The organism is Planktothricoides raciborskii GIHE-MW2 (assembly GCF_040564635.1).
Lineage (GTDB): Bacteria > Cyanobacteriota > Cyanobacteriia > Cyanobacteriales > Laspinemataceae > Planktothricoides > Planktothricoides raciborskii.
Genome location: NZ_CP159837.1, coordinates 5,873,804 through 5,890,566, shown reverse-complemented (window position 1 = coordinate 5,890,566; position 16,763 = coordinate 5,873,804). Strand labels below are relative to the sequence as shown.

The 16,763-nt window shown below is 42.3% G+C and carries 10 protein-coding genes and 1 pseudogene; 5 read left to right on the top strand and 6 right to left on the bottom strand.

Annotation, left to right across the window (positions count from 1 at the left end; translation table 11 throughout):
- Positions 1-47: 47 nt before the first annotated feature.
- From ABWT76_RS25105 to ABWT76_RS25090, 4 genes are all read right to left on the bottom strand, one after another.
- Complete coding sequence (locus ABWT76_RS25105) at positions 48-1,175, bottom strand: RNA-guided endonuclease TnpB family protein (protein WP_190877071.1); 1,128 nt, start codon at positions 1,173-1,175, stop codon at positions 48-50.
- A gap of 310 nt (positions 1,176-1,485) precedes the next feature.
- Complete coding sequence (locus ABWT76_RS25100) at positions 1,486-2,691, bottom strand: glycosyltransferase family 4 protein (RefSeq protein WP_354635121.1); 1,206 nt, start codon at positions 2,689-2,691, stop codon at positions 1,486-1,488.
- A gap of 185 nt (positions 2,692-2,876) precedes the next feature.
- The gene (locus ABWT76_RS25095) at positions 2,877-4,046 is read right to left on the bottom strand and encodes a glycosyltransferase family 4 protein (protein ID WP_354635120.1); all 1,170 of its coding nucleotides are present in this window, start codon (positions 4,044-4,046) and stop codon (positions 2,877-2,879) included.
- Positions 4,047-4,188: 142 nt separating this feature from the next.
- Positions 4,189-6,426, bottom strand: coding sequence for a 6-phosphofructokinase (locus tag ABWT76_RS25090; protein ID WP_242049680.1), 2,238 nt, complete (start codon positions 6,424-6,426; stop codon positions 4,189-4,191).
- A gap of 405 nt (positions 6,427-6,831) precedes the next feature.
- Here ABWT76_RS25090 and ABWT76_RS25085 point away from each other — a divergent pair, with 405 nt between their 5' ends.
- On the top strand, positions 6,832-7,944 hold the full coding sequence (locus ABWT76_RS25085) for a DUF262 domain-containing protein (protein WP_354635119.1): 1,113 nt from the start codon (positions 6,832-6,834) through the stop codon (positions 7,942-7,944).
- Positions 7,945-7,983: 39 nt separating this feature from the next.
- Positions 7,984-8,637, top strand: a pseudogene (locus ABWT76_RS25080) (MAE_28990/MAE_18760 family HEPN-like nuclease); the annotation flags it as partial.
- Between the two features lie 93 nt (positions 8,638-8,730).
- Here the strand turns inward: ABWT76_RS25080 and ABWT76_RS25075 are convergent.
- Together ABWT76_RS25075 and ABWT76_RS25070 are read right to left on the bottom strand one after the other, a co-directional pair.
- Positions 8,731-9,333 carry a pseudouridine synthase gene (locus ABWT76_RS25075; RefSeq protein WP_156331510.1) on the bottom strand — a complete coding sequence of 201 codons (603 nt, stop codon included), beginning with the start codon at positions 9,331-9,333 and terminating at the stop codon, positions 8,731-8,733.
- 179 nt (positions 9,334-9,512) lie between these two features.
- Positions 9,513-14,138, bottom strand: coding sequence for a PAS domain S-box protein (locus tag ABWT76_RS25070; RefSeq protein ID WP_354635118.1), 4,626 nt, complete (start codon positions 14,136-14,138; stop codon positions 9,513-9,515).
- A 1,117-nt stretch (positions 14,139-15,255) separates the two neighbouring features.
- On the opposite strand from ABWT76_RS25070, the gene petN reads away from it, so the two are divergent.
- The 3 genes from petN (at position 15,256) to ABWT76_RS25055 (ending at position 16,524) form a co-directional block, all read left to right on the top strand.
- Positions 15,256-15,393, top strand: coding sequence for a cytochrome b6-f complex subunit PetN (gene petN / locus ABWT76_RS25065; RefSeq protein WP_322096536.1), 138 nt, complete (start codon positions 15,256-15,258; stop codon positions 15,391-15,393).
- Between the two features lie 135 nt (positions 15,394-15,528).
- Positions 15,529-16,110, top strand: a complete 582-nt coding sequence (locus tag ABWT76_RS25060; RefSeq protein ID WP_054464743.1) for a DJ-1/PfpI family protein — start codon at positions 15,529-15,531, stop codon at positions 16,108-16,110.
- A gap of 162 nt (positions 16,111-16,272) precedes the next feature.
- Positions 16,273-16,524 (top strand): gas vesicle protein GvpG, encoded by a 252-nt coding sequence (locus ABWT76_RS25055; RefSeq protein WP_054464742.1) that lies wholly within the window; start codon positions 16,273-16,275, stop codon positions 16,522-16,524.
- Positions 16,525-16,763: the final 239 nt, after the last annotated feature.

Sequence of the window (16,763 nt, the reverse complement as noted above, 5' to 3'; positions counted from 1 at the left end):
TGCTTTATAAAACTTAGACAAACCCGGACATGGCCGGATATTGATGTTTATTTCTTGCTTCGTCCGGGACTGTCGGCAGCACCCCGTCCACAAGTGTAATCGCCGCAGCCCGACGATTTTTCTAAATTTAGACTGGCATTCAAGTCTCTATCTATCACCAGACCACAGTTATGACATTGAAAAATCCGTTGGTTTAGCGGCATTTTTTGTCGATGGCCGCAATTAGAACAGAGTTGACTGGATGGATAAAATCTATCTGCAATAATCAATTTTGAACCATACCATGAGCTCTTGTAATCCAGTTGCCGACGGAACTCATAAAATGAGGCGTCAGCAATAGAACCGGCCAAACGATGATTTCTCAACATCCCAGACACATTCAAATCTTCAATGACTACTTGGCTGTGGTTCTTAGCTAAAAAAGTAGTTAGTTTATGAATTGTGTCACGGCGAATATTTGCTACTCTTCGATGTAGCCTTTGGACTTTTAAGAGACATTTATACCAATTTTTCGAGCCTTTGATTTTGCGACTTAAATGGCGTTGTAATCGAGCTAGTTTTTTGGCGGCTGATTTATATGCTTTGGGATTAGAAAAATTTGTCCCATCGGAGCAAGTCGCCAAATTGTTAATTCCCAGATCGACCCCGATTATCTCTCGACATTTAGGTGTAATTTCTGGGGTAGTTTCTACAAAAAAGCTCATATACCAGTCACCAGCTTGGCGGCTAATAGTGACTTTCTTAACCAGACTTTCTGGTATAGCTTCTAATGTAGAAACCCAGCCAACAAAGGGAAGCTTGTGGCGAGTTCCTGACAGCCTGATTGGTTTTCCACAATTGTCAAGAGTAAAACTATCGTGGTAGCCTTTCTTCTTAAATTTAGGATACTTACTTATTCCTGTAAAGCAGCGTTTGAACGCATCGCCTAGATTAATAAAAGCATATTGATAAACTCTAGAATACAATTCAGACATCCAAGGATATTGAGGTTTCACATGATTAGTAAAAACCTTTTTGATGGAGTTAAGGTTAGGCTTTAGTCCCTCTCGATCGGCTAACATCCACAAGCGTAATCCCCAATTAAAAACTTTTCGAGCATAGCCCGCGTGTTTGGCCATCAGGGTTGCTTGATGGTCATTGAGTTTTAGTTTTGTGCGGAAAGCTTTGTAAACCATTGTTCCATTTTACCATAAATCCGGCTTCCTTAGTAGGTAGGGGGCGAGATCCAGCATTGTCCGGGTTTTAACCGTATATCAGTTATTGAGTTGCGACTCGGCTTGGGTATTAAGCAGTCATGCTAAATAAATTGCATACCATAATGCGCTGAAACCCTTGTACAGACTGGCCGCAGGGATGCAATTATTTTTGTCTTGGTGCTTATACCTTATTGTCCGTAGATGTCCGGCAAGTCTCAGATTAAATCCTTGCTCTGCACATAAATTATTGATCCATTGCTTTAACCCAGAGGTTGCATAACGGTTCAAATCATCTAGTTTGAGAACCAAGGGCTAACTGGTAGATTTCCATTAATTGCCGATAGTTGGCTTCTGCTGTGTAGTGGGCTTCAAATTCGGCGCGGGCTTCTCGTCCCATTTGCGCCAGTTCTTGGGGGTGAGCGATCGCCCATTCAACTTTAGCCGCCAGGTCATCGGCATCTCCGGGACGAAAATGAAGACCCGTGCGACCCGAATCAACCAATGAAGAGAGACTGCCCAAGTTACTGGCGACCACCGGCAAACCCACGGAGTAAGCTTCTAAAATAACCATGCCAAAAGCTTCATAGCACTCAGATGGAAACACCAATAATTTGGCATTTTGCATCAGCTTTTGTACTTGTTCTTGGGGCTGTCTACCGAGCCATTCTACTCCTGGGATCTCCTGTGCTGCCATAGCCACTTGATCTGCTAAAGGCCCGTCTCCGACAATTTTGAGCGACCCTAAAAAATTTTGAACCTGTTCACCAAGCCCATTTGATGCCTTTAATCGCCAAGCAGCCAGCATTGTATCGATTCCTTTCTCTGGGGACAGCCGCCCCACAAACAGAGCGTAATCCCCATGCCCCTGCTTTATCTGGGGATCTGAAAATAGAAAATGCGGTTTTAGGACAATTTTATCTGCTGGCAAGCCTGCCTCGATAAATTTATTGCGGTTAAACTCCGTCATCGCAATATATAAATTGACCCGTTCGTTCCAGGTTCCCCTGGCACGGTGGACGGCCTGCATTGTTGCTAATACCGCACTGCCGACTCGACTGCCTCGGTAGCAACGGTGAACCACTCCCGGCCAGGTGAAAAGCTTGCCTAAACAGTCTTCGCACACCTTTCCATCCCGAAACAATAAACCAGCGGCGCAAAGCAGTCGGTAATTATGGAGAGTCTGCAATACGGCCACTTTAGCTTCCTGACAGGCATCGTAAACTGCCGGAGACCACAATGGGAAAAAATTGTGGACGTGAACTACATCCGGTTGAAACTTAGCAATTTCTGCCTGTACTCGTTTTTTGGCCGAGAAGGAATAAACCGTGTTCAAGGCGGTCATGGTTTGGCTGAAGAAGTTGGTAATGTTGTGATTGTCCGCTTGCAGCAATATCACCTCGTGACCATAAGCTTCTAGCAAGGTTTTCTCAGCCTGAACCACGACATCCTCTCCTCCTGCGATTTTGTAGAGGTTATGTAGCTGTAAGATTCTCATTTTGGGGAAAGCCTCCAATAATAATGGTGAAAGGCCAGCAATTCTCAATATTCGCCATTTGACTAAATTCGCCATTGACTAATATGGGAATTTGTGGTGATTTTCGATGCCCCTGGGATGAATCAATTATTAAATCAATTATTTATTTCAAATTACGGCAGTTTGGCTCGTGTAAGGCGAAGAAACTAAAGCCAGTGCGGTCTTGGGGTTTCCCCAAGTAGAGCAACTGGCGTAGAAACATAGTTAATCGCTTGTAATATTCCGTCAGCGACAAACTGAGGGGTGAGGTTGCGAATGCGATCGCGTCCTGCCGATCGCATTTGTTCTAACACATTCAGAGGAGTTGTTAACACTCGTTCAATGGCGGCCTCCATTTCACGGCGATCAGGCCGAAATGTCCAGCCCGTTTCCCCTTCAGTGACTAACTCTTCGACAGATTGACTATACAAACTACCTAAGACGGGCAACCCAGCGGCCATTGCTTCATTGGTGACTAAACCCCACTCGTCTGCTAAGGTGGGAAACACAAAGATTCCGCAAGAGTAATAAATGTCTGCTAACTGGTCATAAGCCACATTGCCTAAAAACCGCAGGGATAAATTATTTGGCATAGAGAGCCCCTCTAAAGTGTTCCGTAACGGACCATCTCCTACTAACCAAAACTCGATTTTTCGGTCAAGATGGGCCTGACACCATCGGGTCAAAGCCGATAAAAATGGCTCTATTCCCTTGCGTTCTACTAACTGACCTACGTAAAGCAAGCGATAAGCTTGATCGGCATCTTTGGCTAAAGGCACCGAAAGAAATGGAGTAATATCGGTGGTATAGGGTGCCGGAAAAATTTGTTCATCTTTGATGCCAAATTGACGGACATACCGGGCACCGCTTTGACCATTGACTAATACGGCATCCGCTTGGGGCACCAGCCACCGCCGTAAAATTTCTCGGAGTTTGCCCCGTCCTTGTTCACTGTATTCTGAAACTGTCGCCCACAAAATCAGACGGCTTTTCGGATTAAACTTGTGATAAATGGCTGCTTGCAAGGTTCTAAATCCCATTTCTCCAGAAATAATTATATCTGGCTGCTTTTGGTGTAATAACCAGAGAGTGTCATAAGGAATATGCACATATAAGTCTTCAGAAAAACCATGAGGGTGCCGCCATTTCCGTTGCAGGGTGAGGTTTTTTTGTACGGTGACATTCAATCCGTCCCAATTGGGTTGCCAACTGCGGTTGGGTTCCATTGGGGTGGAAATTAATACTTGAAATTCTGGAACTCTGTCCCCTATTGCTTGGTAGAGGGGCAACCGATAGGGGGGAATAAAGTTGGTGAGCAGAACAACGCGCTTATTCATAATGATTTACAGCCGGTTTTTTTGTTTTTTTCTTGAGGGTGATGTTTGTCGCAAAAAAAGGAGAGCATTGCTTATATTTTGACATTTTTCTGGCATTTTCCAGATGGGTGGGCATTGCCCACCCTACATTTTTCTAAATTTTTCAGGGCGTGGGCGCCGGTTGAGCCAAAATTGAGGCGATCGCCCGTAAATCCCACCACCATTGTTCTTTGGCGCGTTTAAATTCTTGGTCAGTCCATTGGGGAAATTTGGCCAAACTCCAAAAATTGACTTGGCCGCCTTGTAAGCCAATAAATGACGCTCCTGGTGATTCTTTTCCTGCTTGTTCGCTCAGATAGTTAATCCCTTTTTGGGCTAATCGGGTGGCGCTAATTCTATCGAAGGGAGAGGGGTCGCCGCCTTGTTGTAAGTGTCCCAGAATTGATTGCCGAACTTGGAATATTTTTTTACCTTCTTCGGTCAATAAATCCCGAATAAAATTGCTGTTGTAAACGGGGTGAGCTTTTTCATTACATAAAACTAATCCTAACCTTTTTCCTGTCGTAAATCCCGCGATTAAATCGGATACATCTTGCTGCAAATTCTTTAAAGTGATGCCTTCTTCGTGTAAATAAACTCGTTCGGCGCCGGTGGCAATGCCACTCATTAAAGCTAGATAACCACAGTATAAACCCATGACTTCGACGACAAAACAGCGATTAGAAGCGACGGCGGATTGTTTAATTTTATCGATCGCCTCGATAATATTATTCAGGGCTGTATCGCTGCCAATGCTATGTTCTGCACCGGGTAGATTATTGTCAATGGTGGCGGGAATACAAAGGATGGGAATATTAAAGGCCGGATAGTTTTCTCGTTGCTGATATAAATAGTAAGCGCTTTGATAACCAGACCAGCCACCAATGATTAATAGGGCGTCAATGTGATTATTTTCAATGTGACGAGCGATCGCATAAAAATCTCGTCCCTGGGGAGTTTTGCGACTGGTGCCTAATTCTGAACCGCCAATGGTTGCCCAACCGCGAACGCTGACCCAATCCAACTCGCGAATTTTTCCTTGAATAAAACCGCGAAATCCATGTTCAATGCCTAACATGGTGTAACCGCGATCGATGCCCAACCGGACCGCTGCCCGAACCGCAGTATTCATCCCTGGTGCAGCGGCATCACAGTTGAGAATGGCAATGCGTAAAGACTTTTGACCGCCCGGTGGTCGTTCGCCTAGACTACCGGGCGGTTTCGCCTGAATCAGTGTGGAAAAAGTGTTATAGGCTTCTTCAAAAATATGGCCTCGTAACTGCATAGCTTTTTGGTAGTCCCCAGCGGCGATCGCCTGCACCACGGAACGGCTAATTTGCACGCATTCCATCAACGGCGCCTGGGTGACTCGGTTGCCCCGCATCCCAATCAACATCGGCTCACGGTGGGGCTTGTCCGCTAAAATTTCCTCAACGGCGTTATGCCCCAAAATCGTGCTCAGGATGCGATCGTAAGCACTCGGCGCCCCGCCCCGCTGCATATGACCCAAAATTGTCACCCGGACATCCTCACCCAGCCGTTCTTCCAGAATATGTTTCACTTGGTCGCAAGAAATGAGATTTCCGTGACTATCTCTGGCTCCTTCCGCCACAATCACAATGGTATCTCGACGACCAAAACTTCGTCCTGCCTTGAGGACTTCACACATTTTCTCTTCCCAGTTGTCGTCTGTGGGGGGCATTTCGGGAATTAAAACCCAGTCGGCGCCAGTTGCCAAAGCCCCCATCAAGGCCAAATAGCCGCAATTGCGTCCCATCACCGAAATCACAAAGGTGCGCTGGTGACTGGCAGCGGTGGAAGAAATGGCGTCTACCGCTTCCGTAATGCGATGCAGGGCGGTATCGGTGCCAATGGTCATGTCACTGCCATAAAAGTCATTATCAATGGATGCAGGCAACCCTACTATTTTGAGTTGAGGATGAGCGATCGCCACTTCCTGGGTAATTTCCCCAGCTTCCACCAGTTCTGTTAAAAGTTCTGGCCATTCTTGGTAAAAAATATTCGCCCCAGTCAGGCTACCATCTCCACCAATCACGACTAAGGCATCGATGCCCCTTGAGAGCAAATTTCGCGCTGCTTGGCGTCGTCCTTCTCTGGTTTGAAACGGCATACAGCGGGCGGTGCCAATGACTGTGCCCCCCCGTTGCAAAATCCCACCGACAAATCCCCAATCACACTTATGGATGCGATCGCCCCCATCCACCATTCCTTGATATCCTTCATAAATGGCGTAAACTTCCACATCCCGCTCTAATGCTGTTCTCACCACCGCTCGCACGGCAGCATTCATTCCGGGAGCATCACCGCCACTGGTCAAAATGCCTAATTTTTTTGTAGTCAAGATACCGACTTCCTACCCTCATTAATAAAATAGTTCCAGATTTATTTTTATCCTTATCGGGCCTGATCCGATATCACCAAAAATACACAAACCGGGTTTCTTGACTTTTTATTACTGGTTATTTATTTGCAATAATTTGACGATTAAGGGGTTGTAGAGAGCAGCAATAGTTAGCAACATCCCTTGTCTGTATGATTGCTTGGTGTCCTCATTCTATAAATTCCCTAAAATATCTATACGATCATTTACTACGACGATGTACTATTATAGGATGTACTATTATATAGTATAGAAATAACCGAATGTATAATCTAATCTATAGATTAATCATCAAGCAATTTCTCGGCTAATCCAGTTGTATTATCGAAGTTTATTTAAAACACTTACACAAATAACTTATCAAATATGGTTACACAATTAACAATTACCGATGAGCTTAAAGCCAAGGCTGAGGCTGAAATCCGCGATCGCACAAAGCGGGTTGACTACAATACCTTAGAATATCCTATCGAGGTGATTGTTGAAAAATATTTAAAGGGAAGAGACGAAGATAAAAGTGAACTGTTTATTCCTGATTATCAACGAGAAATGGCTTGGGATGAAGATAGACAATCAAAATTCATTGAATCTTTAATATTAGGTTTACCAATTCCTTATATTTTTGTGGCCGACATATCAGAAGACGAAAATTTATCCCGTTTAGAAATTATAGATGGTACACAACGGATTCGTACTGTCACTAAGTTTATGAATAACGATCTCGAATTAAAAAATCTTGAAAAGTTAACAAGTCTTAATGGGTTTACGTTTAAAGATTTGCCACTGTCACGACAAAGACGGTTTCAAAGAACAAGTATGAGAATGATCGTTTTAACCAACGAAGCCGATGAAGAAGTTAGAAGAGACCTTTTTGAAAGAATTAATAGTGGGAGCGTTGAATTAAATGAAATGGAGAAGCGGAGAGGAAGTAAACCCGGAAAGTTTCTGGATTTAATTGAAGAAATATCAAAAAATAAACTATTTCAAGATTTATGCTCTTTTACTGAAACTGAAGTTAATAAAAGAGATCCTCAAGAATTTGTGTTGCGGTTTTTTGCATTTTTAAATAATTATCAGAACTACTCTGGCAGAAAAGTTCACGAATTTTTGGATGATTATTTAGATCGAGAAAATAAATCAATTTCGCTAAATACTGAGGCGATGAAAAATGAGTTCTATACAATGTTAGAATTTGTCAACAAGCATTTTCCTGATGCTTTACATATTTATCGGAAAACAAAAAATCAATATGAGCCAACAACTAGAATTAAGTTTGAATCAATTTCTGTAGGTATTGCTTTAGCCTTAAGAGAAAACCCGAATTTAATCCCCGAATCAACTGATTTTTTAGATTCTGATGAGTTTAAAAAATATACTCAATCTGATGCCAGCAGTTCTAAAAATAAAGTTATCGATCGCATTGGGTATGTGCGTGAAAGCGCATCCGCGCCGCTTCGCGAACGCCTTTTAGGTAAGTAATTTATGAAAAATCCATTATTTTAAGATTTACTTAAAGATTTTGATGAACGCGCTCAAGAAGTGAGTAGATATTTTTTCTTTTTGAAGAATTTACAGGAAGGTTCAATTCAGTTAAGTATGGGTCATGGGGAACATACAAAAACTAAAAAAATTAACGATGATTTAGCTAAGACTCTTAAAGCCACAGGATATTTGTTACTCTATAACTTAATTGAAGCTACTATGCGTAATGCAATTGAAATAATTTTTGATCAACTAAAAAATAAAAATATTTATTTTGATGAGGTTAGAGATGACTTGAAAAAAATTATTATAAAAAATTTGAAAGATAATCAATCCACGGATACGCTTTTAGCTAATATTCAAGCAATCTCAGTTGATATTATATCTGCGGGTTTTAATAAACAAAAATTATTTTCAGGCAATATTGATGCTAAAAAAATCAAAAAAATCGCCGAAATGTATGGTTTTTCTTATAAAACCAATGCTAAAAAAACAAAAGATGGGCGCGATTTACTAACCGTGAAAACGAATAGAAATGATTTAGCACATGGGTTTAAGTCATTTGAGGAAGTTGGTAAAAATGCTACTGTGGATGACTTGCTAAAAATTCAAAAAAGAGTGATTTGTTATTTAAGGGAAATATTACACAATATAGAAAGCTACCTGTCCAATGAAGCATATTTAAAATAATTATAACTGCAAAAAAGCTAGAAAGGCGTTTTCAGGGCGAAGCATTCGCAGAAACCGGGTTTCTTCAAGAAACCGGGTTTCTTTGCGAAGCATTCACAGTTTTAAAAGACGCGATCGCTCTTCTGGGGTCAAATCCCGCCACTGACCGGGTTCTAACCCATCTAACCGGAGATGCGCGATCGCCACTCGCACCAGTCGCAACGTCGGAAAGCCCACCGCTGCGGTCATGCGTCTCACTTGGCGATTTTTTCCCTCAGTCAGAGTTATCTCTAACCATGCGGTCGGCACCGTTTTCCGAAACCGAATCGGCGGATCCCGTGGTGGTAAGGTGGGTTCACCTTCTAACAACTGCACCTTTGCCGGTCGAGTTCGGTAATCAGCGATCGTCACCCCATTCCTTAACTTTTGCATCGCCTTTTCATCGGGGATGCGTTCCACCTGAACCCAATAAGTTCGAGGATGAGCAAACTTGGGGGAACATAACCGATTTTGTACCTGACCATTATCAGTTAATAACATCAATCCTTCACTATCTCGGTCTAAACGACCCACGGGATAAACATCAGGAACCGGGACATAATCTTTCAACGTTTGATAACTTTTATCCCCCACAATGTCACCATAATTTGACCCGACATCACTAAACTGACTGACAACATTATAGGGCTTGTAAAAGAGAATATATTTCATATTTATATTTCATATTTTATGTTGACTGGTGACGGTTATTTTTACTACTGATTCCTAATTCTTTATTCCTGCCCAACGTAGGGGCGCAATGCTTGCGCCCCCGCTCCCCCGCTCCGGGGCGACCACTTAGGGGAGCCCCTACACCGACTCCCCCGTTCCCCCGTTCCCCGTTGCCTGTTGCCTTTTCACTTTTCACTTTTCACGCTCAAAGGTAACGTCACCGTAAAAGTAGTCCCCCCCCCAAAGGTACTATCAAAAGTAATTTTTCCGCCATGTAAATCTATGGCGTGTTTAACAATGGTCAAACCTAAACCAGTGCCGGTAGTATTACCAATGTTATTGCCCCGATAAAAGGCATCAAAGATGCGGTCTTTTTCTTCAGCTTCAATGCCGACACCATTATCTTTGACTTGGAACATGACCACCTTAGATAAACTTTCTGGGCTTGGTGATGAGGAATTTTCTGAATTTTCCTCAATTTCTTCATAATAGCTTAAGGTTAATTCTACCCGGCCATCTCGCCCAGAATATTTCAGGGCATTGGACAATAAATTGATTAAAATTTGTCGTACCAAAGTAATATCCACTAAAGACTGAGATAGTCGATCTTCTACCTCGCGACTACAAGTAAATGCGATCGCGCTACGGTGCGGATAACCGCTTTTGACTTCTGAAATAATCTCACGACATAACGCCGCTAAATCAAGGCTTCCCGGATCGAAGTCTTTTTGACGAGCTTCGGAATTAGCAATTTCCAGAATATCATTCAGCATATTAGTTAAATGTTCAGCCGCCGCTTGAATATGTCGGATATGCTGACTGCTTTTTTCGATCGCCCCAGTATGCACATAGACTTCCAACAAATCTGCGGAAGATAAAATCGTCGCTAATGGGGTACGGAATTCATGGGAAGTCATGGTAATAAATCGGCTTTTCAGGGCGTTGAGTTCTCGTTCTTTTTTCACGCAGGAGCGAATTTCTTCCTCCGCTTGTTTGCGTTCGGTAATATCCGCCAAATAACCCACCACTTCCAGGGGGTTGCCCTGTTCATCTAACAGCAGTCGATTTTCATCCCGTATCCAGCGATAATTACCCTGAGCACAAAGAAACCGATATTCATAACTGATGGTTTGACCTGGTTGCCACCCTGACTCAAGAGCGATCGCTATCTCCGGGAGATCTTCTGGGTGGATATGATCGATCCAAAAACCAGGATTTTCTAGGAATTTTTCTGGTTCATAACCCAGCAAGGTTTTCACATTGTCACTGATAAAGGTCGTCCGACAATTTCCCCAAGGTTCCATACTATAAATTACCGCAGGGTTTCGGGTAATTAAATAACCCAGTCTTTCTTGGGTGACTCGCAGGGTTTCTTCGATTTCTTTGCGCTGGGTAATATCTGACACCAAACCCGCTTGACGATAAACTTCTCCTTGTTCGTTGCAAATGGGAAAAATTCTTTCCCACAACCAGCGAATGCGACCATCGGGTCGAATAATCCGATATTCGTGACTGATTTCTTGGGGGTCAAGGATCTGCCGCATTACGGCGCCGAGAATTCGATAGCGATCGCTGGGATGAATCATCTTGTCAATCCAACCCAGAGGTTCCGCATAAAGACTGGCACAAGTTTGACCAAAAATTATCTCATAAGCCGGATTGACATAAAGTAATTTTTGGCGATCGTCTGAAGCAATCCAGAAAATTTCTTGACTATTTTCGGCAATTTGTCGGAAGCGTTCTTCTGATTCTCGCAACGCGGCTTCGGTGCGATAGCGATCGCTAATATCTCGCTGCACCCCAAAATGTCCGGTAATTCGGCCTTGGTCATCATACAGACAAATATATTCCCCTGAAATCCACAGTTGAGTACCATCAAAACGCCGTTCATCGGCGATAATTTCCAACTTGCCGCGATCAAACAAGTGTCGCAAAAGTTTTCGCCCATACTCAAGATTATGGGCAAATAAATCATTGGGAGTTAGACCAATGAATTCTTCACGCTTTGTTTTGTATTGAGTCAACATCGCCTGATTCACTTTGGTGACTCGTTGGTGAGCAAATACATAGTCCAAAATTTGTTCTTTATCTACTGTATCGTCCCATTGCACTGGTGCATCCAGCATCATAAAAAAGAAGCCTTCCAGGGATTTAGAGAAGAATAGTTCCAGTAAGTTTTCCGTTTCTCGTAGTGCTAATTCTGTTTTTTTGCGATTGGTAATATCCCGACCGACTCCCTGAATTTCTATAATTTCTCCCTGTTCGTTGTGGATGGCGTAGTTTTCCCAAGCAATCCAGCGGCAGCCTTGAGGAGTAGACGCTTTCTGCTCAAAACTGACTCGATAGGGCGGAAATTCCAGTAATTTCATCACATCTAAGGTATGTGCTTGCTCCTCTTGATCCACGAGCGCAAAATAACTTTGACCGAGTAATTCTGACCGAGTACGGCCAAATAATACACAGTAAGCATCATTGACAAAAGTTAATTCACCAGCGGGATTAATTCGGACAATCAAATCTTGTTGAGATTCAATTATTCCTCGGTAACGGGCTTCACTTTGTTCTAGGGCAATTTGGGCTTTTTTGCGATCGCTAATATCCAATTTCTTAATCCACAACCGCTGCAAGCAACCCGCTTCAATAATTCCCAAGAAATTTAGCAAAAAATAGCGATCGCCTTCCGGTGTATTACTCCATCGAATTTCGATTTTATTTAACCGATATCCCGCCCGAATCAACTGCCGAGTTTTCTCTAGAGTTTCTGGTTCCTTGGGAGAACGCCATTGGGTGACAGGTGTGCCAATCATTTCTAACCCAGAAGTCATCTCATGCATTTGAGCCATCGCATCATTACATTCCACAATGTAACCATACTGAAAAATTTGCTCAATTTGGGCTGCTTCTGGCTGGTCAATAGAAATCGGTGGGTTAAATTCCCAACAGTAAATTCCCTCAGAACTTTGGGTAATAAAAGCGCGGTAGCGTTCTTCGCTGCGTTTCAGCGCTTCGGCAATTTTTACTTGCTCCGTGACTTCTCGGATCGTTCCCACTAAAAATTTATTTTGCTTCGAGTCTGTCACGCTAGTTTTTTTGGTAGAAATAATATGAATATTTCCGGCTGAATCGGTCAATTCTTCTTGAATTGTGTAATCACAGCCTGTTTCTAAAACTTTTTGATCAACTTGCCAAAAAACATTCACCTGTTCTGGTGGGAAAAAATCTGGGTCACTTTTACCGATAATCTCCGATTGACCACAGCCAATCAATTCACATAAAGCCCGGTTGACTATCACAAATTCATGGTTTTCATTTTTAACAAATATAGGGTCGGGTATAGCATTAATGATTTGTTGTAAAAATTCTTGAGATTGTCTCAGGTTTTGCTGACTTTGAATGCGTTCGCGAAGCGGCGCGGATGCGCTATCGCGAAGCGTTGCGGATGCAATATCGCTAATATCCCGCGCTACCAAAATCACCGAATCTTCTAAAAACGGTGAAATCCGCGCGTCAAACCAACATTCCCGACCTTGAATCGATAAATTATACTCTACCTGAACGGTTTCCTGCTGATTTAAAGCAACTTGAATCCGATTCAGTATTAGTGCCGCTGTTTCTGGTGGTAACACTTCTGACAAAGTTTTGCCCAGCAATTCTCGCGGTGGCTTGTAGAATAAGTTACTTTTGGTTGGGGCAATATTTAAATAACGTCCGTCGCGATCGAGGACAAAAACCATATCAGTAATTGCCTGGAAAAGCGATCGCAGTTCCGCTTCCGTTTTATGCCGTTTGGTAATATCAACTGCTAGGGCGATCGCGCCGATTAATTCTCCCTGGGAATTGTTCACAGGTAAATATTTCCACTGGTAAAATCGACCACCATCACTTTCTGACACAAACAGCAAAGGCAGTTCAGCCATTGTTTCGATATCTTCTCCAGTCGCAAGGCAATGCCGAAGTTGGGCGATCGCCTCTGGAACATCCAGATTTAACTCCAAAAAATTTCGGCCAAGCAGTTCATTTGCTTGCCAACCTTTCACCTCCTCATTTCCTTCGGCGATGCGGATATATCCTGCTCCATTCAACACCAATACCAATCTCACTTCATGCCCCAGCATTCTTTGAATATCTAGGTAATTGACAGAAGAAAAAACGCCAGCTAATGGTTTTTTTTCAGCCAGAAAACTTTCTGATGCTAAATTAGGGCTTAAATCCTTGAATTTCTGTAGCTTTAAGGCAGTTGATTTATGAAATATTCCGGCTTTTTTTGAAAATAATGATTTTGACAAATTATTATTTTTTTTACTCTTTAATTTGTCGGTATCAATACTTCGTTTTTCAAAGTAATTATTACTTAAATAATTCAAGATAAAATTTTGATTAATTACATAAAAAATTCTACCTCTACCATCAACTAACGGCAGGTGATTAATTGCTGTTTCTTGAAAAATTTCCAGGACTCGCTCGATCACCATTTTTTGGGTTAAACTATTTAACTGGCTAAACCGATCCAAGTTATCCATAGATGCCCCATGTTCTGGGACAAATTCTAATAAATTCAGGGTAATCACCGGAGTAATCATCACCTCTTCAATGGTCAGATTATGTTCGGTAAGATGACCACTAGCCACTAAACGAATCACATCACTTTGGGTAAAAATTCCCATCAATGATGCTGCGGGAAATTTTTCCAGCTTGTAAGAGATTTCTGAGTTTGATTGAGCGATATTCGATTGAGCAATTTCTAGATAATTACTGGGATAATTATCAAGCCCGTCTACAATTAATACACTGCTGCGACTCAGTTGACTCATCAGTGAAATGGTCGAGATAACCGAGCTAGATTTGGGGATTTGTAAAGGCAAGTTAATCATTGATCTATAATTTATGTTATTGATAATTGTTTTTTTATTACTAGGTATTGGCAAATAAATTACGCTACAAATAAGCAGCATATTTTGGCAATTATATTATATATATGTTTGAATAACAATATATGCTATGGCCAAAACCACTCACATAATTTACGTTTCTGAAAATATAATTAATCCCTAAACTTTACCATAATCTTAGCACCGCGATTTATCAGCGAGCGCGCTCTTGAGCAGTTTTGGCTGATCTTCCCTCAAAAAAATATTGTGTTCTATAGTTAATCCACCTATTATAGGGTTTTTTGTATTAAAGACCACAATCGATTCCATTCGGGAGCACCAGTCGGCAAAGAGCCTCAACTTCTATGATAAAATAATCTGGATATTGTATGGTAATTCAATCCCAAAACTTCACAGTCTTTGAGTAATGGATTGAAGAGTTATTAACGAATCTTATTAGTGAATCTTGGGGTTTTTCCCCGGATTCTAGGGGCGCTGAACTGACCAAAAGCTGTTGGCGGCGATCGCAATGCCAAAAATCGAAAACTCTGAAACTTCGACCATGACAGTTGATCCTCGATGGAAATCCAGGATCCACTAGCCTTGCGGATAGCGGGCGATCGGCGACCACCGAACCACCCTCAGATGTTTAAACACAACCCAATCATAACAAGCAACAAGTAACAAGTAACAAGTAACAAGTAAGAAATGGCTTGAGTCTGATGCTGAAGACACATTTAACTGTTGGTGATTGGAGGGGGATTCACTGGTAAGAACCTGATATTTCAGGAAATATTTTTCTAAGTATGGTAGTCTATCGAGTAGAGAGTTAAGCAATAGCCAAAGGTGGTTTGCCGAAGCATCAAGTAGCTGACTATAGCTATATTGTAGTAAGCAATTGAATATGCCACCAGAATTGACTCAACAATAGCGCTTTTAACCTAACTGTTAAAGGCTTTGAGAGATACCTCCACATCTGGCGTGATTACTTCACTTCAGATTGTGCCATACTCAGAAACTTCCGGCTATTACCAGATTTTTCCGGGTTAAATGTATCTGTATGATTGTCTCCTGGTACCGTTCAAGATTATTGATTCACTTTTTAGCTATGGATATTTTGACAGTGGGTTGGGCTTCGCTGATGGTTGTGTTTACCTTTTCCATCTCTATGGTGGTTTGGGGTCGCAACGGCTTCTAATTTCCTGAAAAACTCCTTAAGAGTTCCCGCCAAGTAGCCAAAGGCGACTAAGTTATAGTGGGGGCATAGTGGGGGCAATGCCAACAGGCGATCCTTGCCCCCAATTTCTAACCATCGAAAAAAAGTAAAGTTCTTATGGCTCCTAAGAAGATTTTGATGTTAGTCGGTGACTTTGTAGAAGATTACGAAGTCATGGTGCCATTCCAGGCACTTCAAATGGTCGGCTATGCCGTTCATGCGGTCTGCCCGGATAAAAAAGCTGGTGACAAGGTTCGCACGGCTGTCCATGATTTTGAAGGGGATCAAACTTATAGCGAAAAACCGGGTCATAATTTTACCCTAAACGCTACCTTTGATGAGATCGATCCTTCTAGCTATGATGCCCTGGTGATTCCCGGTGGCAGAGCCCCAGAATATATCCGCTTAAATCCCCGGGTTTTGGAAATTACTCGCTATTTTGCTGATGGGAATAAACCTATTGCGGCGATTTGTCATGGGTTACAACTGTTAGCCGCAGCGGGTGTGCTTACCGGGAAAACCTGCACCGCTTATCCCGCTTGTGCCCCAGATGTGACGGCTGCCGGTGGTCAATATGTCCAAATTGGCGTGGATGAGGCGATCGCTGATGGCAACTTAGTCACGGCTCCCGCATGGCCTGCCCATCCCCGCTGGTTAGCCGAGTTTCTCAAGGTCTTGGGTACGACAATTAGCCATTGATAATTCATAATTCACAATTCATAATTTGTTGTTGGGTAGGGATTCTTTGGGTAGGGATTCTTTGGTTGAGAACAAATAAAGAAACCCGGTTTCTTAAATAAATAAACCGGGTTTGTTAATTAATTATTTTCCCAAACCATAACAAATTAAGGAGAAAAAATTATGCTTTTACGCTTATTAACGTTACCGATTACCGGCCCAGTTGAAGGGATTATTTGGATTGGCGAGCAAATTTTAGAACGAGCCAGTGGGGAATTAGACAGTAAAGAAAATTTACAAAAACAATTGTTAGCGTTACAGTTAGCTTTTGATTTAGGGGATATTTCTGAAGAGGATTATGATGCCCAAGAAGAGGAGCTTTTATTAGCGATCGAGGCATTGGAAGAAGACGAATTAAGAGAAGAAGAGGAATAATAAAATTGTTGATTGTTGATTGTTGATTGTTGATTGTTGTTGGGTAGGGATTCTTTGGGTAGGGATTCTTTGGGTAGGGATTCTTTGGTTGATTGTTGATTGTCTTTTATCCTCTATATAAATTAGACCATTTACAAAAATTCATCCAACAGTAGGGGCAAAGCATTCCGGCATATGCAAATCCGCTCAAAATATTAACCTATATACGGTCATGCTTCGCCTCCGCGACCAAAAGTGTT

What these genes read in the sequence shown, in the direction of transcription:
- ABWT76_RS25105 (WP_190877071.1), bottom strand. Translation starts at nt 1,175, where the DNA reads ATGGTTTACAAAGCTTTCCGCACAAAACTAAAACTCAATGACCATCAA.
- ABWT76_RS25100 (WP_354635121.1), bottom strand. Translation starts at nt 2,691, where the DNA reads ATGAGAATCTTACAGCTACATAACCTCTACAAAATCGCAGGAGGAGAG.
- ABWT76_RS25095 (WP_354635120.1), bottom strand. Translation starts at nt 4,046, where the DNA reads ATGAATAAGCGCGTTGTTCTGCTCACCAACTTTATTCCCCCCTATCGG.
- ABWT76_RS25085 (WP_354635119.1), top strand. Translation starts at nt 6,832, where the DNA reads ATGGTTACACAATTAACAATTACCGATGAGCTTAAAGCCAAGGCTGAG.
- ABWT76_RS25070 (WP_354635118.1), bottom strand. Translation starts at nt 14,138, where the DNA reads ATGAGTCAACTGAGTCGCAGCAGTGTATTAATTGTAGACGGGCTTGAT.
- petN (WP_322096536.1), top strand. Translation starts at nt 15,256, where the DNA reads ATGATTGTCTCCTGGTACCGTTCAAGATTATTGATTCACTTTTTAGCT.
- ABWT76_RS25060 (WP_054464743.1), top strand. Translation starts at nt 15,529, where the DNA reads ATGGCTCCTAAGAAGATTTTGATGTTAGTCGGTGACTTTGTAGAAGAT.
- ABWT76_RS25055 (WP_054464742.1), top strand. Translation starts at nt 16,273, where the DNA reads ATGCTTTTACGCTTATTAACGTTACCGATTACCGGCCCAGTTGAAGGG.